General features: G+C 69.3%; 18 protein-coding genes. 14 read left to right on the top strand and 4 right to left on the bottom strand.

The annotated features are described in order from the left end of the window. The first annotated feature begins 28 nt into the window (after window positions 1–28). On the top strand, window positions 29–3862 hold the full coding sequence (locus HUA74_RS18880; protein WP_174455615.1) for a valine--tRNA ligase: 3834 nt from the start codon (window positions 29–31) through the stop codon (window positions 3860–3862). Window positions 3863–3873: 11 nt separating this feature from the next. Beyond that, window positions 3874–4755 carry a carboxylating nicotinate-nucleotide diphosphorylase gene (gene nadC, locus HUA74_RS18875; RefSeq protein ID WP_174455614.1) on the top strand — a complete coding sequence of 294 codons (882 nt, stop codon included), beginning with the start codon at window positions 3874–3876 and terminating at the stop codon, window positions 4753–4755. 7 nt (window positions 4756–4762) lie between these two features. Here the strand turns inward: nadC and HUA74_RS18870 are convergent, their stop codons facing one another. Further along, window positions 4763–5464, bottom strand: coding sequence for a YafY family protein (locus tag HUA74_RS18870; protein WP_254625134.1), 702 nt, complete (start codon window positions 5462–5464; stop codon window positions 4763–4765). Window positions 5465–5568: 104 nt separating this feature from the next. Between HUA74_RS18870 and HUA74_RS18865 the strand changes: the two genes are divergently transcribed. Continuing rightward, window positions 5569–6330, top strand: a complete 762-nt coding sequence (locus HUA74_RS18865; protein WP_174455612.1) for an alpha/beta fold hydrolase — start codon at window positions 5569–5571, stop codon at window positions 6328–6330. A 57-nt stretch (window positions 6331–6387) separates the two neighbouring features. On the opposite strand, the gene HUA74_RS18860 is transcribed toward HUA74_RS18865, so the two are convergent. After that, window positions 6388–8004 (bottom strand): alkaline phosphatase family protein, encoded by a 1617-nt coding sequence (locus HUA74_RS18860; RefSeq protein WP_174455611.1) that lies wholly within the window; start codon window positions 8002–8004, stop codon window positions 6388–6390. A 100-nt stretch (window positions 8005–8104) separates the two neighbouring features. Here HUA74_RS18860 and HUA74_RS18855 point away from each other — a divergent pair, with 100 nt between their 5' ends. The 4 genes from HUA74_RS18855 (at window position 8105) to HUA74_RS18840 (ending at window position 10517) form a co-directional block, all read left to right on the top strand. Continuing rightward, on the top strand, window positions 8105–8515 hold the full coding sequence (locus HUA74_RS18855; protein WP_141645763.1) for a thioesterase family protein: 411 nt from the start codon (window positions 8105–8107) through the stop codon (window positions 8513–8515). Window positions 8516–8528: 13 nt separating this feature from the next. Further along, window positions 8529–9497 carry a class II fructose-bisphosphatase gene (glpX, locus tag HUA74_RS18850; RefSeq protein ID WP_141645764.1) on the top strand — a complete coding sequence of 323 codons (969 nt, stop codon included), beginning with the start codon at window positions 8529–8531 and terminating at the stop codon, window positions 9495–9497. A gap of 33 nt (window positions 9498–9530) precedes the next feature. Continuing rightward, a complete protein-coding gene (locus tag HUA74_RS18845) occupies window positions 9531–9956 on the top strand; it encodes a type II toxin-antitoxin system RatA family toxin (protein ID WP_174455610.1) in 426 nt (141 codons plus the stop codon). A gap of 384 nt (window positions 9957–10340) precedes the next feature. Next, complete coding sequence (locus tag HUA74_RS18840; protein WP_174455609.1) at window positions 10341–10517, top strand: hypothetical protein; 177 nt, start codon at window positions 10341–10343, stop codon at window positions 10515–10517. A 113-nt stretch (window positions 10518–10630) separates the two neighbouring features. On the opposite strand, the gene HUA74_RS18835 is transcribed toward HUA74_RS18840, so the two are convergent. Further along, entirely contained in the window at window positions 10631–11701 is a 1071-nt protein-coding gene (locus HUA74_RS18835; protein ID WP_174455608.1) for an ADP-ribosylglycohydrolase family protein, read from the bottom strand. Between the two features lie 79 nt (window positions 11702–11780). Between HUA74_RS18835 and surE the strand changes: the two genes are divergently transcribed. The 4 genes from surE (at window position 11781) to HUA74_RS18815 (ending at window position 15893) form a co-directional block, all read left to right on the top strand. Then, entirely contained in the window at window positions 11781–12563 is a 783-nt protein-coding gene (surE, locus tag HUA74_RS18830) for a 5'/3'-nucleotidase SurE (RefSeq protein WP_141648760.1), read from the top strand. A 2-nt stretch (window positions 12564–12565) separates the two neighbouring features. Further along, window positions 12566–13519, top strand: a complete 954-nt coding sequence (locus HUA74_RS18825; RefSeq protein ID WP_174455607.1) for a peptidoglycan DD-metalloendopeptidase family protein — start codon at window positions 12566–12568, stop codon at window positions 13517–13519. A gap of 130 nt (window positions 13520–13649) precedes the next feature. Then, window positions 13650–14741 carry a hypothetical protein gene (locus HUA74_RS18820; RefSeq protein WP_174455606.1) on the top strand — a complete coding sequence of 364 codons (1092 nt, stop codon included), beginning with the start codon at window positions 13650–13652 and terminating at the stop codon, window positions 14739–14741. 15 nt (window positions 14742–14756) lie between these two features. Beyond that, entirely contained in the window at window positions 14757–15893 is a 1137-nt protein-coding gene (locus HUA74_RS18815; protein ID WP_174455605.1) for a lipopolysaccharide assembly protein LapB, read from the top strand. Window positions 15894–15927: 34 nt separating this feature from the next. On the opposite strand, the gene lexA is transcribed toward HUA74_RS18815, so the two are convergent. Beyond that, window positions 15928–16593, bottom strand: a complete 666-nt coding sequence (lexA, locus tag HUA74_RS18810; RefSeq protein ID WP_141648756.1) for a transcriptional repressor LexA — start codon at window positions 16591–16593, stop codon at window positions 15928–15930. Between the two features lie 198 nt (window positions 16594–16791). On the opposite strand from lexA, the gene HUA74_RS18805 reads away from it, so the two are divergent. The 3 genes from HUA74_RS18805 to HUA74_RS18795 are packed head-to-tail and all read left to right on the top strand — an operon-like array spanning window position 16792 to window position 22967. Then, window positions 16792–20118: a response regulator gene (locus tag HUA74_RS18805; protein ID WP_141648755.1), complete on the top strand. Its 3327-nt coding sequence runs from the start codon at window positions 16792–16794 to the stop codon at window positions 20116–20118. Then, window positions 20115–21962, top strand: a complete 1848-nt coding sequence (locus HUA74_RS18800) for a sensor histidine kinase (protein ID WP_174455604.1) — start codon at window positions 20115–20117, stop codon at window positions 21960–21962. Before HUA74_RS18805 ends, HUA74_RS18800 begins: the two co-directional genes overlap by 4 nt. Window positions 21963–21998: 36 nt before the next feature. Beyond that, window positions 21999–22967 (top strand): FecR domain-containing protein, encoded by a 969-nt coding sequence (locus tag HUA74_RS18795; protein WP_174455603.1) that lies wholly within the window; start codon window positions 21999–22001, stop codon window positions 22965–22967. The last annotated feature ends 181 nt before the right edge of the window (window positions 22968–23148 follow it).

Below are 23148 nucleotides of genomic sequence, written 5' to 3'. Positions count from 1 at the left end.
GCCCCCTCAGGGGGGCTGGCCGTCTTCAATGACCGATACGACCGAACTGTCCAAGGCCTACGAGCCCACCGAGGTCGAGGCTCGCCTCTATGCCTTCTGGCTCGAGCGCGACTACTTCCGCGCCGCGGCGACGTCCGACAAGCCCGCCTTCTCCATCGTCCTGCCCCCGCCCAACGTCACGGGCAGCCTGCACATCGGTCACGCGCTGACCGCGACCATCCAGGACATCCTCACGCGCTGGAAGCGGATGAGCGGCTTCAATGCGCTCTGGCTCCCCGGCACGGACCACGCCGGCATCGCCACGCAGATGGTGGTGGAGAAGGAGCTGAAGAAGACCGAGGGCAAGAGCCGTCACGACATCGGTCGCGAGGCGTTCCTCAAGCGCGTCTGGGAGTGGAAGGGCAAGTACGGCGCCCGCATCGGCGAACAGCACCGCTTCCTGGGGGCGTCGCTGGACTGGAGCCGCGAGCGCTTCACCATGGACGAGCCGTCGTCCGCCGCGGTCCGCGAGGTCTTCGTCCGGCTGTACGAAGAGGGCCTGATGTACCGGGCCCAGAAGCTCATCAACTGGTGTCCCTCGTGCCGCACGGCGCTGAGCGACCTGGAGGTCGAGCACGAGGAGAAGAACGGCTCCATCTGGCACATCCGCTATCCCATCAAGGGCAGCGACCGCACGCTCACCGTGGCGACGACGCGCCCGGAGACGATGCTGGGCGACACGGCGGTGGCCATCCATCCCGAGGACGAGCGCTACGTGGGGCTGGCCGGCCAGCTCGTCGTCCTGCCGCTGACGGGGCGCGAGATTCCCATCGTCGCGGACGCGGAGCTGGTGGACCCGAAGTTCGGCACCGGCGTGGTGAAGGTGACGCCCGCGCACGACTTCAACGACTACCAGACGGGCCTGCGTCACAAGCTGCCGATGGTGTCCATCCTGGACGAAGCGGCGCGGATGACGAAGGACACCGGCAAGTACGCCGGGATGGACCGCTTCGAGGCGCGCAAGGCGGTGCTGGCGGACCTGCAGGAGCAGGGGCTGCTCGAGAAGGAAGAGCCGCACAAGCTGTCCATCGGCGCCTGTCAGCGTTGCACCACCGTGGTGGAGCCGCGCCTGTCGCCGCAGTGGTTCATCAAGATCGAGCCGCTGGCGCGTCCCGCGATTGAAGCGGTGGAGCAGGGCCGCACGAAGTTCGTCCCCGAGGCGTGGACGAACACGTACTTCCACTGGATGCGCAACATCCACGACTGGTGCGTCAGCCGCCAGCTGTGGTGGGGCCACCAGATTCCCGCGTACTACTGCACGTCGTGCAGCCCCCGGCAGGGTGACGACACGGACCTGCCGCTGGATGCCCCGACGGTGAAGGTGGGCGGCGTGGACTTCGCTCGCGCGGAGCCCATCGTCGCGCGCACGATGCCGGAGTCCTGCCCCAAGTGTGGCGGCAAGAGCTTCATCCAGGACTCGGACGTGCTGGACACCTGGTTCTCGTCCGCGCTCTGGCCGTTCTCCACGCTGGGCTGGCCTCGCGACACCGCGGAGCTGAAGACCTTCTACCCGACGTCCGTCATGGAGACGGGCCACGACATCATCTTCTTCTGGGTCGCCCGGATGATGATGATGGGCCTGCACTTCATGGGCGACGTGCCCTTCCGCACCGTCTACCTGCACGCGATGGTGCGCGACGAGAAGGGCGAGAAGATGTCGAAGGTCAAGGGGAACGTCATCGACCCCTTGGACGTCATTCTCGGCGCGAAGCCCGAGCAGCTCAACGCGACGCTGAAGAACAAGTTCCCGCAGGGCATGCCCGCGTTTGGCGCGGATGCGCTGCGCTTCACGCTCGCCTCGCTCACCCAGCAGGGCCGCGACATCAAGCTGTCGATGGACCGGCTCGCCGGCTACAAGGCGTTCTGCAACAAGCTCTGGAACGCCAGCCGCTTCGCCCTGATGAACATGGGGGGGTACCAGTACGACGGCCGCTCGCCGAAGGAGCTGCCGCTCACGCTGGCGGACCGGTGGATTCTCTCGCGGCTGCAGCGCGCGACGACGGAGGCCAGCGCGTCGCTGGAGGTCTACGGCTTCGCGGAGGCTGCCTCCACGCTGTACCAGTTCCTCTGGGCGGAGCTCTGCGACTGGTACATCGAGCTGGCCAAGGGCTCGCTCTATGGCGAGGACCCGGCGGCGAAGGACACCACGCGCGCGGTGCTCGTCTACGCGTTGGATCGCGTGCTGCGGCTGATCCACCCGTTCATGCCCTTCATCACCGAGGAGATCTGGCAGAAGCTGCCGATGACCCGGCCGACGGAGAGCATCATGATTGCCCCGTACCCGACGCCGGACACGGCGCTGGTGGACGAGGCGGCCGAGTCGGAGATGGCGCCGGTCATCGCGGCCATCGAGGGACTGCGCACCATCCGAGGCGAGAGCAACCTGTCTCCGGCCACCAAGGTGAAGGCGGTGGTGCAGAGCGCGGACGCTCGCACGCGCGAGCTGCTGGAGCGCTGGCGCGGCTACCTGCTGCCCCTGGCGGGCCTGTCCGACGTGCAGGTGGGGCCTCCGGGCCCGAAGCCTCCCCAGGCGGCGGCCTTCATGGCGACGAATCTGGAGATCTACGTGCCGCTGGCGGGGCTCGTCGACCTGGACGCGGAGCGGGACCGGCTGCGCAAGGAGATGGCCCGCTCGGAGCAGGAGGCGGCCAGCATCCTGCGCAAGTTGGAGAATCCCAACTTCGTGGCCAAGGCGCCGCCCGACGTGGTGGAGAAGGACCGCGCTCGCGTGCAGGAGTTGAAGGAGCGCAAGGCCAAGCTCGAAGATCACCTGCAGCGGATCGCCCCGGAGCCGTCCATGCCTGAGAATCTGCCGACCGAGAGCAGCAGCACGTCCACCCAGGAGAGTGCCTCCCCCTCCCAGCCAGCCCAGGTGAAGGTCGCCCCGTCGAAGGAAGACAAGGGCGGCGTGGACCTGGGCCAGGAACTGAAGGGTGAGATGGGGGACGAGGGCCGCGTGCCCGAGGAGGACCCCCAGGTGCAGGACGCGCTGGCGAAGCTGCGCGAGGGGACGAAGGAAGGCCTGTCTCCCACGGACCACCATGACCTGGGCGTCGCGTACATGAGCATGGGGCTCGTGGACGACGCGATGCGCGAGTTCGGCAAGGCGAAGGAGGGCGGCGACTCCCGCGAGGCTCCGTCCAAGGGCACGGCGTCCAAGCCCGCGCGCACGGGTGGCAAGAAGGCGAAGCCCCAGGCGACTGCCTCCGAGGTCAGCGAAGCTCCCGCGAAGCCGGTGGCCGTGAAGGCCCCGAAGGCTTCCAGCGAGAAGCCGACCGTGGCGACGGCCGCCCCGGCGAAGGCAGCCGCGAAGAAGGCCCCCTCCAAGGCCGCGAGCACCCAGGCTCCCGCCAAGGCCGCGAGCACCAAGGCTCCCGCGAAGAAGGCCCCCTCCAAGGCCGCGAGCACCCAGGCTCCCGCCAAGGCCGCGAGCACCAAGGCTCCCGCGAAGAAGGCCTCCGCGAAGGCCGCGAGCACCAAGGCTCCCGCGAAGAAGGGGGCTGCCGCGAAGGCGGCGGGTGGTAAGGCCTCCTCGAAGAAGGCCGCTGCGGTGAAGAAGGCCGCGGGTGGAAAGGCTTCGGCGAAGAAGGGCGCGGTGAAGAAGGCCGCGGGTGGCAAGGCTTCGGCGAAGAAGGGCGCGGCGAAGAAGGCCGCGGGCAGGGCTTCCTCGAAGAAGAGCGCGGCGAAGAAGGCTCCCGTGAAGAAGGCGGCGGCCAAGAAGGCGGGCGGAAGAGCTCCCGCGAAGAAGTCCTCCGCGAAGAAGGCGGCGGCCAAGAAGGTCACCCGGGCGAAGCCCTCGGCACGGGCCAAGGCCCGGCGGTAGCAGGAGGAGACGTGCAGCAGGATTACCTCGATCGGCTCATCGACCTCGCCCTTGACGAAGACCTGGGGGCGGCGGGAGACGTCACCTCGCAGGCCCTCATTCCGCCTGACGCGGAGGGCAGTGCCGAGCTGGTCGCCAAAGAGCAGTTGGTGCTCGCGGGGCTGGAGGCCTTCACGCGCGTCTTCCACAAAGTCGACCCGGACGTCGAGGTGGAGCTGCTCCGCCAGGACAGCCAGGAGATCAAACCCAAGGTCGTGGCCGCTCGGTGTCACGGGCGGCTGCGCTCGCTGCTCGCCGCCGAGCGAACCGCGCTCAACCTCGTCCAGCGCGCCGCCGGCATCGCCACCCTGGCTCAGCAGGCGATGACGTCGGTGCGGGGCTCGAAGATGCAGGTGCTGGACACGCGCAAGACGCCCCCTGGCATGCGCGTGCTGGCCAAGGACGCCGTCCGCATGGGCGGCGCCACCAACCACCGCTTCGGTCTCTTCGATGGCGTGCTCATCAAGGACAACCACATCGCGGCCGTCGGTGGTTCCATCTCCGAGGCGCTCCGGCTCGCCAAGGCGAACGGTCCTCGCCTGTGCAAAATCGAGATTGAGGTCACCAACCTCAAGCAACTCGCCGAGGCACTCGAGCACGGCGCCGATGTGGTGATGCTCGACAACATGGACGACGCGCAGATTCGCGAGGCCGTGAAGCTGGCGGCCGGGCGTGTACCGCTCGAGGTATCCGGTGGCGTCACCCTGGACCGGCTGCCGCGCCTGGCGAAGATGGGCGTGGACTTCGTTTCCATGGGGGCGCTGACACACTCGGCGCGGGCCATGGACCTGTCGTTGGAAATCACCGCCGCGAAGAAGACGCGCCGTCCGCGCGCCGCCCCTTCGCAGGGCTGAGCCCCGCTCACTCCGGGCCCTTGCTCCGCTGAGCGAGGGCCTGGGCCTTGAGCCCCTCCATGTCAGGCGTGAAGCGGCGCTCGGGCACCAGCCTGGGCCGGTGGACGCGGTCCATCCGGAACATGCGCGCCGCTGCCTTCTCCACGTCGCGCGCCAGCACGTACCAGACCGGGGACTCGACGAGCAGCCCGTGTGGCTCCACACAGCGGCGACTCTTCTTCCCGTGGCGGTCCTCGTAGTCGAAGGCGAGGCACACCTGCTCGCGGAACGCCTGCTCGAAGATGGCGAGCAGCTCCTCGGGAGGCTCTCCCAGGTCCGCGAGAACGCGGGCTGTCGCGGGGCGGCCGACCACCACGCGCTGGCAGAGCTCGCGCATGCTCCGGGAGCGCTCCCTCGGCACGCTGGCGAAGAGCTTGTCGAGCCCCGAGCGCGCCGCGCTTCCCCACGGCAACGCGCTCCCCGTCGACGACAGGCTCGCGGCCAGCCATAACGCGACGACCTCCTCGACGCCGAGGTGGACGGCGGTGACACCCCTGTCTCGCTCCAGGCGAACGCCGCCTCCCGGCCCGGTGTCACTGGCGATGGGCAGGCCCTGCTCCCGCAGGGTGGCGAGGTCCCTGTGGATGGTTCGGGGACTCACCCCCAGCGCCGCGGAAATCTCCGCGACGGTGGTGGCCTCCCGGCCCCGGAGAAAGTCGACCAGACGCATGACTCGGCTGACGCGTGCCATTTGCTGACAGATTCTGACAGGGATGGGCCGTACTCAAGGATTCATGGCGCGGTTGGACGCGCCCCTGAATCGAGGAGGTCGGTATGAAGGGCCCGGCTGGGACGCTGTACGTGGATGACGGTGGTGTGGGTGGGCTTCCGGTGGTGTTCGTCCACTCCAGCGCTGGGAGCACGAAGCACTGGGCGGCCCAGCTCTCGCACCTGCGCGAGACGCGTCGGGCGCTGGCGCTGGACCTGCGAGGCCACGGCCAGTCCGAGGTCCCCACCAAGGGAGCGATTTCCGTCGAGGACTTCGCGGCGGACGTGGCGGCGGTGGTGGATGGCTTGAAGCTGGAGCGATTCGTCCTCGTGGGGCACAGCCTGGGCGGCGCGGTCTGCACGGCCTACGCGGCGGCGCATCCGTCGCGCGTGGCGGGGTTGCTGCTGCTCGACCCTGCTTCCGATGGACGACTGATTCCAGAAGAGCAGGCGCAGGGGCTGATGGCGGTGCTGGGCACCGAGGCGTGGCTTCAGGTCGTCGAGGAGTACTGGGCGCCGATGCTCGCCCCCTCGCGGCCCGAGGTCCGGGAGCAGGTGCTCGGAGGACTGCGTGCCACCGCTCAGGTGGCGGTCCGGTCGGGACTGGGTTCGCTCCTGACGTTCGACCCGGTCTCCGCGCTGCGTCGCTATCCGGGGCCCAAGCTGTCCGTCGTGACGGCGTACAACGAGGGTCCGGATGCGTACCAGATTCGGGTGCCCGAGCTGCCGTTCAAGAAGGTGGAGCCCGTCACCGGCCACTGGGTGCAGCTCGATGCACCGGCCTGGGTGAACAGCGTGCTCGACGGGTTTCTCGCATCGGTGCGCTGAGCTGCTCGTCCCGTCGGCGGGGACCTCACGCGGGAGGTCCCAGGCCTCGAATCCCGCTCACTTCCCCGTGAGAATCTCCGCGCGAGGCTTGCCCTCCGTGGACGCGGGCATCCCCATCTCGAGCAGCGCCGCGATCGTCGGCGCCACGTCCACCGGGTCGATCTCCGTCATGTACATCCCCGGCTTGATGCCCTTGCCCGCGAACACCACGGGCACCTGGGAGTCGTATGAATACGGCGAGCCGTGCGTGCTTCCCTCCGGGTCGAAGTAGACGACCTGGAAGGGCCGCAGCAGATACACCACGTCGCCGCTGCGCTCCGGGTAGTAGCCCTTGCGCAGGGGCGCCAGGTAGCCCGCGGGGTCCGGCGCGGAGAAGAGCTCTTCACGCGTCACCGCCGCGACGACATGGGGCTGCTTCAGCAACCAGTCCGCCACCGCGCGCCGCACCTGCGCGCCATCCACCTTGCCCGACGTCAGCGCGGGGCCGCCGAGGTACACGTCCAGTTCCTCCATCATCACCGTGACATCCGGGCCGAAGCGCTCCTTCACCATCGCGGAGATGCCCTCGCTGATAGTCTTGGGGTTCATCCGCTGCGCGGGAAGTCCCGCCGCTGCCCACTGCTCGGGCGCCGTCGCTCCACCATGGTCCGCCACCAGCGCGATGGTCAGGTTGGCGCGTCCACCAGCCGCGCGCTCGGCCGCGGAGATGAGGTCCCCGAGCGCCTTGTCCAGCCGCAGCATCGTGTCCTGCATCTCCCACGAGTACGGGCCGTACTCATGGAAGACGTTGTCCGTCCCGCTGAAGCTCACCGCGAGCAGGTCCGGCACCGCGTCCTTCCCCAGCGCCTCTCCGACGATGGCCGCCTTCGCCGCCTCCACGAGCAGAGTGTGCGAGTCCGGCGAGACGCCGAACGCCTTGTAGAAGTTGAGCCCCGGCTCCTTCAGTCCGCCGGTGAGCGGATGGGGGAAGGTGCGGCCCAGGCCATAGGAGTCCGCCTCGTAGCTCCGGTCATCCTCGCCGATGTACTCGGCGCGCGGACGCATCAAGTCCCACGTCTTGCCGAAGGAAGACTCCGGAATCTTCCGCGCGTTGAGCTGCTTCACCCACTCGGGGAACTCCTTCGTGTACCAGGTGCCCGTCACGAACTTCCCCACGCCGTCGTCGAACCACCAGGCCTGTCCCAGCCGGCCCGCCAGGGCGATGGCCGAGCGCGACTTGAGCGACACCGCCACCGCCTTGCCTCGCTCCTGCGTGGCCATCCGCAGCCGGTCCGCGAGCGTCTCCGCCATGAGGTTCGCGGGACTGGCGTCCTGGCCCGGCTTGAGCGTCGCCTCCAGCACCGGATGCGCCGGGTCCACGAAGGAATAGACGAGCTTCCCCGTGGAGCGGTCCACCCACCGGTTGTCCACGATGCCGTGACGCCAGGGGTTGGTGCCCGTGGCCAGCGTGGTGTGGCCCGGCGCGGTGCGGCACTTCGCGTAGGCATAACGCGCGTACGGGAAGTAGGCGCCACTGTCGAGCAGTTGACCCAACGCGCCCTGGAGCCGAGGCTGGTTGCGCAACAAGACGTCGCTGCCGAGCGCGTCCACGGTGATGAGCAGGGTGAGTCGGGGAGGACGCGCGGCGGCGGGCAGCGAACCCAGCAGGGCGGTCAGGACGAGGGCGCGAATCATACGTCCAAGAAGCTGCACTGCCCGACGGGGAAGATGCAACCGCCAAGCGCTTCGGCGTCTTGGACGGCGGCAGTCAGCCCCTGCTACGGTCCGCGCCCTCATGGTCGAGGCCCGACTGCGCGTCATCTACGGTGACACCGATCAAATGGGTGTCGTCTATTACGCGAACTATTTCCGCTACTTCGAGTTCGCCCGGAGCGAGTACTTCCGCGCGCGCGGAGGCAGCTACCGGGAGATGGAGAGCTCCGGGTTGATGCTGCCGGTGGCGGAGGCGAGCTGCGCGTACAAGTCCCCCGCGCGCTACGACGACGTGCTCATCATCCGCGCGATGGTGAGCGAGTTGCGCCGGGCCTCGGTCGTGTTCACCTACGAGCTTTTCCGCGAGGGCGAGCCGCGCACGTTGCTGTGCACCGGTCGTACCCTGCACGCGTGCGTGGGGCGCGACGGCAAGCCCACGCGGTTGCCGGAGTCCGTGGCCCGGCTGCTGGAACATCCGAACGCAGGAACCTGAAGGAGCACAGACGATGGATCGCAACCTTGCAATGGAGGTCGTGCGCGTCACCGAGATGGCGGCCATCGCCTCCGCCCGACTGATGGGACGCGGCGACAAGAACGAGTCGGATCAGGCCGCCGTGGACGCCATGCGCCGCGCCTTCGACGCGCTGCAGATCGACGGCACCATCGTCATTGGCGAGGGCGAGCGCGACGAGGCGCCCATGCTCTACATCGGCGAGAAGGTGGGCCGACGCGGCGAGGGTGACCCCGCCGTGGACATCGCGTTGGATCCGCTGGAGGGCACCAACCTGTGCGCCTACGGCCGTCCGGGCTCCATCACCGTGGTGGCCATGGCCAGCAAGGGCGGGCTGCTCAACGCGCCGGACACGTACATGGAGAAGCTGGCCGTGGGCCCGCGCGCCCGGGGCGCCATCGACCTGCGCAAGAGCGCCACGGAGAACCTGCGCGCCGTCGCGGAGAAGATGAAGGTCTACGTGGAGGACCTCACCGTCGTCGTCCTGGACCGTGAGCGGCACCAGGACCTCATCAAGGAGATCCGCGCCGCGGGTGCTCGCATCCGGCTCATCGAGGACGGTGACGTGGCGGGCGCCATCGCCACGTGTTTCGAGGGAACGGGCGTGGACGTGCTGATGGGCACCGGTGGAGCGCCCGAGGGCGTCATCGCCGCGGCGGCCATCCGCGCCACCGGCGGTGACATGCAGGGCCGGCTGGTGCCCCGCAACCCGGGCGAAATCGAGCGCGCCAAGAAGATGGGCATCACCGACATGGCGAAAATCTATGCCGCCGAGGAGCTGGCCCGGGGCGAGGTGATGTTCGCCGCCACCGGCGTCACCAGCGGCGACTTCCTCAAGGGCGTGCGCTTCTTCGGCGGCGGCTGCGAGACGCACTCGGTGGTCATGCGCAGCAAGACGAGCACCGTGCGCTTCATCCAGTCCCTGCACAAGTTCGACAAGAAGCCGGGCTACGCTGCCTTCTAGGCCGTCCCCTCGACGCTTTCGGAGACCGACACCATGCCTGGCGCCTCGCGGACCATCGTCATCAACGCCCCCATCGAAAAGGTGTTCGACGTCATCACCCAGTATGAGCGCTACCCGGAGTTCCTGTCCGAGGTGAAGGAGACCCGCACCGCGAACCGGAAGGACAACACCGTCGACGTCCACTACAAGGTCGACGTGATGAAGACGGTCCGTTACTCCATCCGCGTGGTGGAGGAGCGCCCGCGCCGCATGTCCTGGTCCTTCATCGAGGGCGAGGTCATGAAGGACAACAAGGGCAGCTGGGTGCTGGAGCCCGAAGGCGAGGGCAAGACGCGCGCGACCTACAACGTGGAGATGGCGCTGGGCCTGCTGGTGCCCAAGGCCGTCGTCAACGCCCTGGTCGACACGTCGCTGCCGAAGATGCTGGAGGCGTTCAAGCGCCGCGCCGAGGCGCCCTGAACGTGGCAGACAGGGGTCGCTCTAGACCCCATGTTCCTCGCTGACCCGCCCGCCTGGGAGTAGACAGGCGGGCAGGCCCTTCCGCCGGGTGCCCGCCGCCCCGAACGCCGGAGGTGTGCCGGGGAGTGGGTCCGCTTGCGGGCCGTCGCGAGGGCATTAGAATCAACACCATCCCGACCGGAAGTTTCGGGTCTCCATGACATCTACGCCACGGTTCCCCTGGCTCGGATGTCGGATGGCGGACGAGCAACCGTGCGAGATGGCGGCAGTGTACCCAGTGCGGAACCGGGGTTCTTAATTTGCATCTGAGAGTGGTGGCAGTGATTTCTGGGCGGGACGGCGGGCGTACATCGGGGTACGTAGGCTGAGGGGAGACGGAAACCCATGCTCGACGCCTTCATCATCGAAGAAATCAAGCGCAGGGAGCGCCGCCGGGAGGAGCACGACAGGCCCGTGGTGGAGCTGCCGCTGCCCATGCCCGACGACCGCCCGCGTCGTAGGACTGAAACCGACGAAGAGAAGCCCCAGCGGGGCGTGGTGGTCATCGACCTGCTGGCCTGAGTGACAGTCGCGGCCCCCAGGCCGCATTGGCGTGGCAACGAGCCCGCGGCGGGCGTCCCCCTGAGGACCGTCCCCCGCGGGCTTCGTGTATCCAGCGCCCCGCACGGGCGACGTCAGGCGGGGACCAGGCTCAGCAGATGCCGGGGGTGGTAGACGTCCCAGAGCGGGCCCTTCACCGTGCCGAGCGCCTCCAGCACCTGCTTGCGCCATTCGGCGGGCAGCGCCTCCTCGCCGTGGAAGGCACCCACCAGCGCGCCCGTCACCGCGCCGTGGACCTCGGTGTCTCCGCCCCGGTGGATGACGTCGATGAGGGCGGCCTGGGCCGTGGGCGCGTGGAGCAGCTCCCAGAAGGCCAGTCGGAAGGCGACGTGGATGGCGTGCTGGGCGCGGTGCACGTGCAGGTCCGGACCGTACAGCCGGGGGTCGTCGTCGCGGGCGCGCGCCAGGTCCTCGCGCAGCAGGCTGGAGGCGAAGGAGACCTCCTGGACGTAGTCGGGGGCGGAGCGCCCCAACGCCGCGCCAGCCAGCAGGATGCCGGACTCCGCGGCGGTGAGGAGGTCCTCGGCCTTCAGGTCGGCGCCGGATGTCACGGCCTTGGCGATGGCGGCGGTGAAGGCGGCGCACGCCAGCTGGCAGCGCGGGTCGAAGTGGGTGAGCGCGGAGTCCTCCAGCGTGGCCTGGGTGCGGGCCTTCGGGTCGCTCGCCAGGTACACACCCAGCGGGGCGATGCGCGCGAGGCTGCCAGCGCCCACGGCCTTGCGGTGGCCGCGCAGCCAGACGCGCTTGCCCGAGCCCAGGGGCGGCAGGCCCGCCTGACAATCCTCCAGCACTTCCTTCATGGCCTCGCTGACGTCGAAGGCGTGAGGCTGCCAGGCCCGGTAGCGGCGCAGCGCGTCCGCGGCGTCATAGCGCTTGAAGTCGCGCAGGCTGTGCCCCAGGCAACAGGCCAGGTGGACCTCCTCCGTCACCTGACCCTTGCGCAGCTGATGAGGGCCTCCGCCCATCAATCTGTCGTAGGGCCCATCCGCCATAGAGGGGAAGGGCGCGGCCTGCAGCGGACGGTGCGCGGTGGGCACGGCGAGGGCGTTGCCCACGGCGAGTCCGAGCAGGGCACCCCTGCGTCGCTGGGCGAGGAGGGGGTCGGGCCCCTGGGGGGCATTGCGGCGACGGGGCGGCGGCGGCATTCGGCGGGTGGACACTGTAACAGCGGCGACGGTGAGCGTGCTTGCCCATGCTCGGGGGCTCCTCTACAACCGCGCGGCTATGCGGAAACCGCGCATCCTCGTGTCCAACGACGACGGCTATTTCTCCGAAGGACTTCAGGCACTGGTGGAGGCGGTGAGTCCCCTGGGAGAGGTCTGGGTGGTGGCGCCGGACCGCGAGCAGAGCGCCGCGTCCCACGCCATCTCCCTGCATCGGCCCCTGCGCATCAAGGAGGTCCGGGAGCGGTGGTTCGCCGTCGATGGGACACCCACCGACTGCGCTTATCTGGCCATCGTCCATCTCCTGAAGGATGATCGCCCCACGCTCATGGTGTCCGGCATCAACCACGGTTCGAATCTGGCCGAAGACGTCACCTACTCGGGGACGGTCGCGGCGGCGATGGAAGGGGCCCTGCTCGGGATTCCCGCCATCGCCTTCAGCCTCGTGGCGCGAGGCTCGTTCGACTTCGCTCCCGCGGCGCGGTTCGCCCGCTCGTTGGTGACGGCCGCGCTGTCGCGACCCCTGCCCAGGCGGATGCTGCTCAACGTGAACATCCCCGGCGGCGTGGAGCCGGAGGGCTACACCGTCACGCGCCTGGGCCGGCACTCGTACGGCTACAGCGTGGTGGAGAAGGAAGACCCTCGCGGCCGGAAGTACTACTGGATTGGCGGCAGCGACTATCAGCACGAAGACATTCCAGGCAGTGACTGCAACGCCGTGCACCTGTCCAAGCGGGTGTCGGTGACGCCGCTGCACCTGGACCTGACGGACCATGGTCAGCTCGAGGACCTGGGGGGCTGGAGCGTCCCGGACTTCGTCCGACACGAGCCGGATGGTGCCTAGCGTTGAGGCCGGGCACCCCCATCCGAGCGGGCAGGGCGCTCCTGGTTCTCCTCGTGTCCGCGCTCGTCGCGGGTTGTGTGGGCCCCCGAGCCGCCTCTCCCGGGACGGAGCTCACGCTGGTGGACTCGGACGCGCCAGCCCCGTCCGGTGAGACGCGTGGGGCGCCCGCCGCTGCTTCCCCGGAGCCCGCGCCGCCGCCGCGCAATGGGGCGTTGCCGTTCGCCTTGCGCGCCGCGCACCCGGAGCCGGAGCTGGTGTCCGTGCGGCACCGCGTCGCGCCGGGCGAGACGATGTACCGCATCGCCAAGACCTACGGCCTCACGGTGGACGAGCTTTCCTCCGCCAACGGCATCAAGGACGTTCGCGCGCTGGCGGTGGGGCAGGAGCTGACGATTCCGGGCGTGGAGCGCAGCGTGCCGGTGGAGTCGTCGGACACGCTCGCCGCGGAAGCGGACCCGGAGCCCGTGCGGACGTCCACCGGTGCGGCGCCCCGGCAGGTGGTGGCGCGTCGCGAGGAGCCACCACGTCGGCCCGCGTCGCGTCCTGGCGCCGGGCGGCCCCGGCTGGCCACCCAGGGGATGATTGACTGGCCTCTGAGGGGCGTCCTGTATGGGCGCTTCGGGAAGAAGGGGCGCGAGCCCCATGACGGCATCGACCTGGCCGCGCCCGCGGGCACACCGGTGAAGACGGCGCAGGAAGGCACGGTGCTCTACGCGGGCGAGCAGCGTGGCTACGGCAATATCGTCATCGTCGAGCACGCCAACCGGCTCATCACCCTCTACGCGCACAACCGCGACCTGCGCGTGCGCACCGGGCAGAAGGTGCGCCGGGAGCAGGTCATCGCCACCGTGGGCGAGTCCGGCAAGACGTCCGGCCCGCACCTGCACTTCGAGCTGCGCCTGGACGGAAAGCCGGTGGACCCGCTCGACTACCTGGGGCCGATGCCGTCCACCTGAGCCTCGGGGCGGGGGCTCGCCTCCTCCCTCGCCGGTGGACTTGGATTCGGAGGGCGCGCCCCGCGAATTCAGGCGCCAGGGCCCGAGGCCCCCTCTGGGACCGGGCCAGGGAAGGGTAGAGTGCCGCGCCGTGCCGCACCCCTTCGCACAGCTCGCCCTCCTCCTCGTCCTTCTCGCTCCGACCGCACGGGCCCAGGTGTTCTCCCCGTCGAGCGGGCCTGACTCCGAAGCCGCGGCCGCCGGGCCGACGGCGCCTTCGTCGAAGGAGGAGGCGCCCCTTCGCGTCGCGGTGCTCGCGTTCGAGGCCAACGCCTCCGCCCGGGACTCCGCGACGGGCGTCACCTCGCTCATCACCGGGCGGCTGGCCGAGGCCCCTCGCCTGTGGGTCGTCTCCCAGCGGGACGTCGAAGCGTCGCTCGATGACGCCCAGCGCCGGCAGCTCGCGGACCTCAAGACGTCGTGCGAGCGGGGCGCCTGCCTCAAGGACCTCTCCACGCTCACCGGGGCGCGTTTCGTCGTCATCGGCCGCGTGGACCGCTTTGGCGATTCCTACCTGCTCTCCGCCAATCTCCTCGACACCGAGCGCGAGGAGAGCCTGTCCAAGCCGCGCGCGGAGTCGCCCGAGGCGGACACCCTGTTCCCCACCGTCTACGCCATCGCCGACGCGCTGGTCGCCGAGCTGGTGGCTCCCGGTGTGACTCAGGGCGCGCGGCCGCTCATCGGTGGGGCTCCCATGGTCGGCGGCGGTGGCCTCTCGCTGGGCCTGCGCATCAACAACAACTTCGTCGACAAGCTGGCCAACTTCAATCCAGGCGCCGACCTGGAGGTGGGCTACTGGTTCCACCCGGAGTGGCTCGGCTTCGTCCAGGTGGGCTTCTCCTATCTGCGCTCCGACACCGCGGGCGCCGAGGGTGGCCTCAACGTCCTGCCCAGCGTCGTCGGCGCGCGCCACTACCACAACGTGGAGAAGTCACTGCGCCCCTATTGGGGTTTCGGCCTGGGCGTGCAGCTGTCCTTCGGCGACTTCGGCATCTTCCAGTCCACCGGGCCGCTGCCCACCGTCGTCGGTTTCCTCGGGCTGGAGTACCTCATCGCCGGACACGTCGGCGTCCAACTGGAGGCCGGTACGAATGTGGCCCAGGCCGTGCTCGGACTCGCGGAGTCCAAGCTCGGCGATGGCCTCAATCTGGACCTCAACCTGGGCATCGCGTACCACTTCTAGGATTCGGAGCCCCCCATGTTCTCGCGCCTGCGTTCCCTGTCCCTGATTGCCCTGCTCGCCACCGCCGCCTGTGACGACAGTCCCACGGTGACGCCCAAGGACCACGCGGAGGGCCTCTACATCAAGGGCACCGCCGAGTATCTCCAGGGCCATTTCGAGGCCTCGCTCGCGTCCTTCGAGGAGATGCGCAAGCTTGCGCCCACCGACCCCCGGTTGCCTGCGGCTCGCGGCGAGGTCTTCCTCTCCATGGGCAAGCTCGCCGAGGCCGCCACCGAGTTCGAGGCCGCCCTCAAGCAGGACCCCAAGCGCTCCACCAACTGGAGCCGCCTGGGCTTCGTCCAGGCCCAGTTGGGCCGCCCCGATGAGGCCCTCAGCTCGCTGCGCAAGGCCGTGGCGCTGTACCCCAACGACTTCAACGCGCTGGAGCAGTTGGGAGAAATCCACCTCAAGAAGGGCGAGCAGGACGAGGCCATCCGCCACTTCATCCTGGCCGCCAACGCCGCCTCGGGCTCGGTGAAGTCCGAACTCGTCCTCCGCACCACCGAGGTGCTCATCCAGGTCGGCCGCCAGCAGGAGGTGCTCGCGCTCGTGCAGAAGGCCGCCAACGAGGGCATCCGCACGGCGGCGGTGCTCACCGCGCTGGGAGACGCCCTGGTGCGCGCGGGCAAGCTTCCCGAGGCCGCCGCCGCCTACAAGGAAGCCGCCAGCAAGTCCCCCAGGGACCCCACGCTGTGGGAGCTGGTGGGCACCATCCAGCTGCAGCTCGACAAGCCGGGGGAGGCCATCGATGCGTACAAGGAATCCCTGCGCGTGAAGGACCGCGCCATCGTCCACGTGGCACTGGCCCGAATCCAGCTCGCGATGAAGAGCAAGCAGGGCGCGGAGCAGGAACTCGCCGCGGCGCTCGAGTCCGTGCAGGGCAACGATGTGCGCGAGCTGCGGGAGCTGGCCGACCTGCTCGTCACCATGGAGCGCAAGCCGGATGCGCTGCGCATCCTCGCGAGCCTCAGCGCCGAGCACGACCTGGTGAAGGACGCCGACCTCCAGCTCTCCACGGCGCGGCTCGCCCGGGAGCTGAAGGATGTCGTGCTGGAGAAGGCCGCGTGCACCCGCGCGCTGGCCGCGGACCCTCGCGTGAAGAAGTGCCCCTGAGCGTGCGCCCAGGGGCGGAGGGCCCGCGACGACGCTACGCGCGCCCGCCCTGCATCTTCCGGTAGACGCCCACCACCAGGCCCAGAATCATCGTCGAGCGGAACTCCGTGCGGCTCACGTAGATGGGCTGCATGGTGGCGTTCGCCGGCTGGAAGCGGATGCGCTCGCCTTCCGGGTAGTAGCGCTTCACCGTGGCCTCGTCCTCGATGAGCGCCACGACGATGTCGCCCGGATTGGCCGCCGGCGTCTTCTTCACGAAGAGGTAGTCGCCGTCGTGGATGCCGTCGTCGATCATCGACTGTCCCTTCACCCGCAGGGCGAAGACCTCCCGGCCATTCACGCCGCCCAGGAGGAAGCTGTCGATCTTGACCGAGTCCTCCATGTGCTCCTGCGCGAGCAGGGGCGCGCCGGCCGCCACCTTGCCCAGCAGGGGGACCTCCACCATGCCAGCGTCGCGCTTGGCGCCCAGGCCCAGCAGCAACCGTGCTCGCTTGGTGGGCACCAGGGAGCGGCTCTGCTGCTCACCCCGGTTCAGGTAGCCCTTTCGCTCCAACGCCTTCAGATGGTCATTCACCCCGTTGGTGGAGCGGATATCCATGTGCTCGCCAATCTCCCGGATGGTGGGCGGGAATCCGCGAGTCTCCGACTCCTTCACGATGAAGCTGAGAATCTCGCGCTGGCGGTCCGTCAGCTCTTCCATGCGCTCCCTCGCTCGGCCGGCCTGATTCCCTTGGGGCAGGTCCCCAGGCAACAGGCTTTCAGTGTCCACTTTCCCTGAACATACGTGTAGAGTCAATCCGTTCAGTGTCCCACGGCGCACCCTCAGTGCGTGTCGAACTTTTCGGCATTCTCAGTTCTTGAGGGCAGACGACGATCTCGACGTACAATTCCGCCCGCTTTGTCCGAGCTCCGCCACACGCTGCTCTTCGTCGACGATGAGGCCGACGTCCTGGACATCCTTTCGCGGATGTTCCAGCGCCGGTATCGCGTCCTCACGGCCTTGAGCGGTCAGGCCGCGTTGGAAGTCCTACGTCGCGAGTCGGTGGACGTGCTCGTCACGGACCAACGGATGCCGGAGATGACGGGCATCGAGCTGGCCGCGACAGCCCGCGCGGAGGGGTTCGACGTCACCACGCTTCTGCTGACGGGCTTCACCGACCCTGACGACCTCATCGCGGCCATCAACAAGGGGCAGGTGTACCGGTACATCACCAAGCCCTGGGACGTGAACGACCTGCTCATCACCGTGAAGAACGCGGTGGAGTACACGCAGCTGCGGCGGGACAAGGAGCGGCTCATCCGCCAGCTCCACCAGCGCGTGGAAGCGCTGTTCGTGCTGTACGAGGTGAGCCGGGCCAGCGCGAATGATCCGGCCAGCTACGACAACATCATCGACCGCGTGCTCATCGCCGTGGCGCGCGTGCTGCCGTACGACTGCGGCGCGGCGCTCATCGCTCCGGACGAGTCGCGCAGCGCGACGCTGCGGCTGCGCTGCCATGGCACCGTGGGCGAGCAGGCGCTCTTGGGCGTGAAGGAGTCGATGCTCGGCGCGTACCGCAAGAGCAGCGGCCTGCTGTTGCCGGAGGACCGGGTCATCACCCGCGTGGCGGGGACGACGACGCAGGACGCGGCGGCGCCTGCTGTCTACCCCAGCCAGCTCACGGTGAACCTGGTCGCGGGTGGCCGTCCGGTGGGCATGCTGTCGCTGTTCAGCCAGCGCGCGGACGCGTTCACCGAGGACGACGGCGTGCTGTTGGACGTGCTCGCCAACCAGACGGCGGACGCCATCCAGTCCCTGCGCTCGGCGGAGGAAGAGGCTCGCCACCGCATGGAGCGGATGGTGGAGTCCATGGCCGACGGCGTGGTGCTCACCGACGAGAAGAACGACATCGTCGTGATGAACCCGGCGGCGCGCAGGCTCTTGCGCGTGGGGGATGATCCGACCGAGCACACCAGCCGGATGATGGAGGAGCGGCTGGGCTTCCAGCCCTTCCACCTGGTGCGCGGCTGGGAGTACAGCGGCACGCAGGTGCTGCGCGAGGAGGTGAAGCTCTTCGACCGGCATGTGCAGACCACCACCACCCCGGTGAGCGATGCGCGCGGCACGCTGCGCGGCGTGTGCGTGGTGCTGCGCGACATCACCGACCAGAAGCGGTTGGAGGAGCGCAAGGACGAGTTCGTCTCCATGGTGAGCCACGAGCTGCGCACGCCGCTCACGTCCATCTCCGGCGCGCTGGACCTGGTGCTCAACTTCATGGCCGGGGACATCAACGAGCGGCAGCGCCGCTACCTGTCGCTGGCGCGGGACTCGACCGAGAAGCTCAACACCATCGTCGACGACCTGCTGGACCTGTCGAAGTTCGCCAAGGGCCGGCTGCGGATGAACTTCGAGGTCGCCTACCTGGACGAACTCGTCCAGCGGGTGGTGGAGAAGTACGGCCCGGCCTTCGGCGAGAAGCGCGTGCAGGTGACGCCGGGACTGCCGCGCCATCCGTTGCGCGTCGTCGCCGACCCGAACCGGCTCAACCAGGTCCTCAACAACCTGCTCAACAACGCGGTGAAGTTCACGCCGGAGGGCGGCGAGGTGCGCGTGGAGCTGCACGCCACGTCCAGCCTGCCCGGCTACGTGGTGCTCTCCTGCTGGAACAGCGGCGACCCCATCGCCGAGGACAGCCTGGAGCGCATCTTCGACCGCTTCGAGCAGGCGCGCACCAAGGCCAACCGCACCGTGCGCGGCACGGGCCTGGGCCTGGCCATCTGCCGCAACATCGTGGAGGCCCACGGCGGCCGCATCTGGTGCGAGCCGTGCGCTGACGGCGTGCGCTTCATGGCGGTGCTGCCCACCGAGCCGCCGCCGGAGCTGCGCCAGTCCGACGACGCGGGCGAGGCGCCGGGCCCCCGACGACGCGAGAGCCGGGGCCGCGTGCTGGTCATCGAGGGCGAGCCGGAGGTCGGCTACATCGCCAAGGCGCTGATGTCCGCGCGCGGCTACGACGTGCGGCTGGCGTTCAACGCGGAAGAGGGCCTGGCGAGCGCTCGGCTCCACCACCCGGACATGGTGCTGGTGTCAGTGCGGCTGCCGGACGTGGACGGGCTGCGGCTGGCGGAGATTCTCCGGCATGACCCCGAGACGCGGCGCGCGCCGCTGCTCCTCTCGTCCGCCTTCGACGAGCGCCAGCGCGCCTTCCGCGCCGGAGCCGATGCCTTCCTGGTGCGCCCGCTGATGCCGGACAAGCTGCTGGCCACGGTGGACTCGCTGGTGCGTGGCCGCGCGGGCACGGCCCACGGACGCGTGCTGGTGGTGGACGACGACGTGAAGATCGCCACCATCTGCCGCGAGGTGCTGGAGAACATCGGCTTCGACGTGGTGGTGGCGGGCTCGCTGGAAGAGGGGCGCCGCTCCCTGCGCGAGCGCCGGCCGGACGTCATCCTGCTGGACGTGACGCTGCCGGACGGAGACGGCTTCCTCTTCCTGGAGGAGATCAAGGCCGAGCGCGCCAGTGGCCACATCTCCGTCATCTTCATCTCCGCTCGCGCGGAGACGTCCTCGAAGGTGCGCGCCCTCAAGCTGGGCGGTGACGACTACCTCACCAAGCCGTTCGACGCGCTGGAGCTGGGCGCCCGGGTGGAGAGCGTGCTGCGCCGTAAGGAGCAGGAGCTGTCGGCCTCTCCGACGACGCAGCTTCCGGGCTCCACCGCCATCGAACGCGAGGTGCAGCGGCGGCTCGTGGCTCGGCGGCCGTTCGCGTTCTGCTACCTGGACCTGGACAACCTCAAGGCCTACAACGACTACTACGGCTTCGCGAAGGCCGATGGCGTCGTGCGCCAGACGGGCGACCTGATGCGCGAAATCTTCGCGCAGGAAGGACTGCCCGGAGACTTCCTGGGACACGTGGCCGGGGACGACTTCGTCTTCATCGCCGCGCCGGAGTCGGTGGACCGCGTCTGTCAGACGGCAATCGAAACTTTCGACCGCATCATCCCGCTCTACTACGACCGGCAGGACCGTGAGCGGGGCCACATCGAGGCGGAAGACCGCTTCGGAGAGCGCCGGCGCTTCCCCATCATGAGCGTGTCCATCGTCGCGGTGATGACGGATGGCACCCAGGACCACGCGGAGCTTGCCCGGCGCGCGGCGGACATGAAGAAGCGCGCCAAGGCCATCCTGGGCTCCGTCTATCTGCGCAGTGACCGCGAGCAGGTGGTACGCTCCGTCGCCGGGTGAGGCTCTACCAGCAGCTGGTCCTGTTCATGCTCGCGGCAACGGTGCTGCCGCTCGCCGCGGTCGGCTTCCTGTTGCTCTCGCGCGCCGAGGCGGAGCTCGCCGCTCGCATCGACGCGGAGCAACGCACGCGGGCTTCCGCCGCGGCCGAGGCCGTGGGCGCCACGTTGATGGAGGTGGTGGACGCGCTGGCGCGCTCCGCCGAACTCATCGACTGGCAGTCCGCCACGGAGGCGGAAACAGTGGGAGGGCTGCGCCTGCTCTACGGCCAGTCCCCGGCGGTGAGCGCGGTGTTGAAGCTCGACGCCCACGGCCGCCCGCTGGGCGCGCCCGTGTTCCGGACACAGGGCGTGGAGGGGCACCCTGGCTTCCAGGCAGAGGGGCTGACGCGGATGGTCCAGTCCGTGCCCGTGCAGCAGCTCCGCGGAGGCGGCAAGGGACAGGCCGCGCTCGGCGGCGCCTATGTCCACGCGGAGAGCGGGCACGCGGCGGTGGCCGTGGCGGTGAAGCTGGCTGATGGCGAGGATGCCCCCTTCGCGCTGGCGGAGGTGGTCTTCGAGCCGCTGGAGGCCGCGCTGCTCCGCCGTCCCGAGGGCGCCTTGGGGCGCGTGGACCTGGTGGACGAGGACCGGCGAATCCTCGCGAGCTCCGAGCCCGCGCGACGCATGAGCACGCTGGCCCCGGAGCTGGCCGCGCATCTGTTGACGCAGACGGCCCTGGAGCCGGACGTGGTGCGCAGCTTCCGCGTGGAGGGGCCGCCCCGGCGCGTGAGCGTGGCGCGGGTGTCCCGCGGCCTGCGCTTCGATGTGGTGGTGGAGTTGGACGAGGCCACGGCCCTGGCTCCAGTGCACGCCATGCGGCGCACGGTGCTGGCCTCCATCGGCGGGGCGTTCTTCGTGCTCCTCGGGCTGGGCGCGCTCTTCACGCGGCGGCTCAACCGCAGGCTGGAAGAGGTGGTCCAGGGCGCGGAGGCCTACGGGCGCGGCGAGCTGAGCCGGCGCGTCAAGGTGGAAGGCCAGGACGAGCTGAGCGAGCTGGCGAACACCTTCAACCGCATGGGCGAGGAGCTGGAGTCGGCCCGCGCCAGGATGCTGCGCTGGAATGACGAATTGCGCATGCGCGTGGACGAGGCCACCCACGATTTGCGAGGCGCGCAGGCCCAGTTGCTCGAGGCCCAGAAGCTGGCGGCGGTGGGACAGCTCGGCGCGGGCGTGGCGCACGAAATCAACAACCCGCTGGCCGGCATCCTCGGCAACGTGCAGTTGCTCATGCTGGACCGAGGCACCTCGGACCCTGATTTGGAGACGCTGCGCAAAATCGAGCACAGCGCCAAGCGCTGCAAGGAAATCACCCAGAACCTCCTGCGCTTCTCCCAGCAGCGCGAGCGCGCCGACCTGCGCCCGGTGGACCTCAACGCCGTGGTGCGCGATGCCCTCAGCCTCACCGAACATCAGATTCTCAGTGATGGCGTGACACTTGCCACCCAGTTGTCGCCGGGTCTAAGCCGTGTTCGCGCCGACCCCGGGCACCTGTCCCAGGTCATCCTCGCGCTCCTGTCCAACGCGCGCACGGCGATGCTGAAGTCCCCCACGCGGCGGCTCACCCTGCGCACGGGCCAGCGCGACGGCCGGACGTTCCTGGAGGTGGAGGACACCGGCAAGGGCATCTCCCCCGACATCCGTCCGCGCATCTTCGAGCCCTTCTTCACCACCAAGGACGTGTGGTCCAACGTGGGGTTGGGCTTGAGCGTGGCCTGGCGCGTCGTGACGGAGTCAGGTGGAACGCTCTCCGTCCGCTCGGAAGTAGGGCAGGGGGCCTGCTTCACCGTCGAGCTGCCGAGGGCCTGAGCATCCCACTCCGGCTGTGATAGCTAGAGAGACGCCATGGCCGAGCCCCGCCCCTCCCGGCGCCAGACGCCTTTCTTCGTCGGCCTCGCGCTGATCCTCGCGGCGTTGCCGTTGGGATGGTTCATCTTCCTGCGCGAGCCGCCTCCGCCGCCCCCGCCTCCCGCTCCGCCCGTGGTGTCGGTGCCGGCGCCCGTGGTGCCCAAGGCGATGGAGCTGGAGCTGACCGAGGTGACGGGCACCGTCGAGGTGAAGGAAGGCGACGGCACCTGGCGAACGGCTTCCGTGGGCATGGCCCTGCGGCGGCACGACAAGGTGCGCACCAACGACGGCTCCTACGCGGTGCTCATCGGCGGTGAGGCGGTGGAGTTCCGCATGGACCCGGGCACCGAGGTGTCCGTGGAGGAGCTGACCGCGTCGGTGTCCCGCATCCTGCTCGCCAACGGCATGGCGACCGCCGTCGTGCGGCCCGGCAAGCGCCACACCTTCGAGGTGAAGGCCGCGCAGAGCGACGCGGTGGCGACCCTGCAGGAAGCCGGTGCCTTCACCATGAGCAACAACGGCCAGGGCACCGTGGCCGTGGGCACGCGCGAGGGTGAAGTGACGTTGCTCGGTCAGGGCAAGGTCGTCATCGTCCGTGCGGGCCAGCAGTCCGTCATCCGTCCCGGTCAGGCCCCGTCGGAGCCGGCGGCTGTTCCCACCAGCCTGCTGCTCAAGGTGGACTGGCCCTCGGAGCGCACGCGCCGGGAGAAGGACCTCGTGGTTCGGGGCCAGACGACACCCGGCAGCCGAGTCCAGGTGAACGACGTGCGAGTCCTCGCCGACGCGGACGGACGCTTCGAGCGCAAGGTGAAGCTGCGCGAAGGCTCCAACACCGTGGACGTGCGCGCCGTGGGTGTGGGTCGTGTCGAGCAGCACGAGAAGGCGGAGCTCATCGTCGACACCCGGCCGCCTTCGCTCAAGACGGACCCCGACATCTGGAACCAGGCCAGCGACGCGGCTCCCTGACTCGGGGAGCGTGCGGGCAAGCAGTCGGCTTGACCCCTGCCAGGGGGTCTCCCTAGACTCTGAACCACAGTCGTTCCTGTTCAAGGGCAATCCTGGCCGAAAGGCTTGGTGCGCAAAGCCGCGGGGCCTGAAGTCCGGCCGGCCGTGACCGCCGTGGGAAGCACGCTCCGGGGAGCATTCC

The organism is Myxococcus sp. CA051A (genome assembly GCF_013336705.1).
Taxonomy (GTDB): domain Bacteria; phylum Myxococcota; class Myxococcia; order Myxococcales; family Myxococcaceae; genus Myxococcus; species Myxococcus llanfairpwllgwyngyllgogerychwyrndrobwllllantysiliogogogochensis.
The sequence above is the reverse complement of the archived record's forward strand: the minus strand, read 5'-3'. Positions and strand labels throughout refer to the sequence as shown.

Bases quoted from the DNA above. Each gene is read 5' to 3' on its own strand.
- lexA (WP_141648756.1), bottom strand. From the start codon at position 16,593: ATGGAAGAGCTGACGGACCGCCAGCGCGAGATTCTCAGCTTCATCGTG.
- HUA74_RS18880 (WP_174455615.1), top strand. From the start codon at position 29: ATGACCGATACGACCGAACTGTCCAAGGCCTACGAGCCCACCGAGGTC.
- glpX (WP_141645764.1), top strand. From the start codon at position 8,529: ATGGATCGCAACCTTGCAATGGAGGTCGTGCGCGTCACCGAGATGGCG.
- HUA74_RS18840 (WP_174455609.1), top strand. From the start codon at position 10,341: ATGCTCGACGCCTTCATCATCGAAGAAATCAAGCGCAGGGAGCGCCGC.
- HUA74_RS18795 (WP_174455603.1), top strand. From the start codon at position 21,999: ATGGCCGAGCCCCGCCCCTCCCGGCGCCAGACGCCTTTCTTCGTCGGC.
- HUA74_RS18860 (WP_174455611.1), bottom strand. From the start codon at position 8,004: ATGATTCGCGCCCTCGTCCTGACCGCCCTGCTGGGTTCGCTGCCCGCC.
- HUA74_RS18835 (WP_174455608.1), bottom strand. From the start codon at position 11,701: ATGCCGCCGCCGCCCCGTCGCCGCAATGCCCCCCAGGGGCCCGACCCC.
- surE (WP_141648760.1), top strand. From the start codon at position 11,781: ATGCGGAAACCGCGCATCCTCGTGTCCAACGACGACGGCTATTTCTCC.
- HUA74_RS18870 (WP_254625134.1), bottom strand. From the start codon at position 5,464: ATGCGTCTGGTCGACTTTCTCCGGGGCCGGGAGGCCACCACCGTCGCG.
- HUA74_RS18815 (WP_174455605.1), top strand. From the start codon at position 14,757: ATGTTCTCGCGCCTGCGTTCCCTGTCCCTGATTGCCCTGCTCGCCACC.
- HUA74_RS18855 (WP_141645763.1), top strand. From the start codon at position 8,105: ATGGTCGAGGCCCGACTGCGCGTCATCTACGGTGACACCGATCAAATG.
- HUA74_RS18865 (WP_174455612.1), top strand. From the start codon at position 5,569: ATGAAGGGCCCGGCTGGGACGCTGTACGTGGATGACGGTGGTGTGGGT.
- HUA74_RS18845 (WP_174455610.1), top strand. From the start codon at position 9,531: ATGCCTGGCGCCTCGCGGACCATCGTCATCAACGCCCCCATCGAAAAG.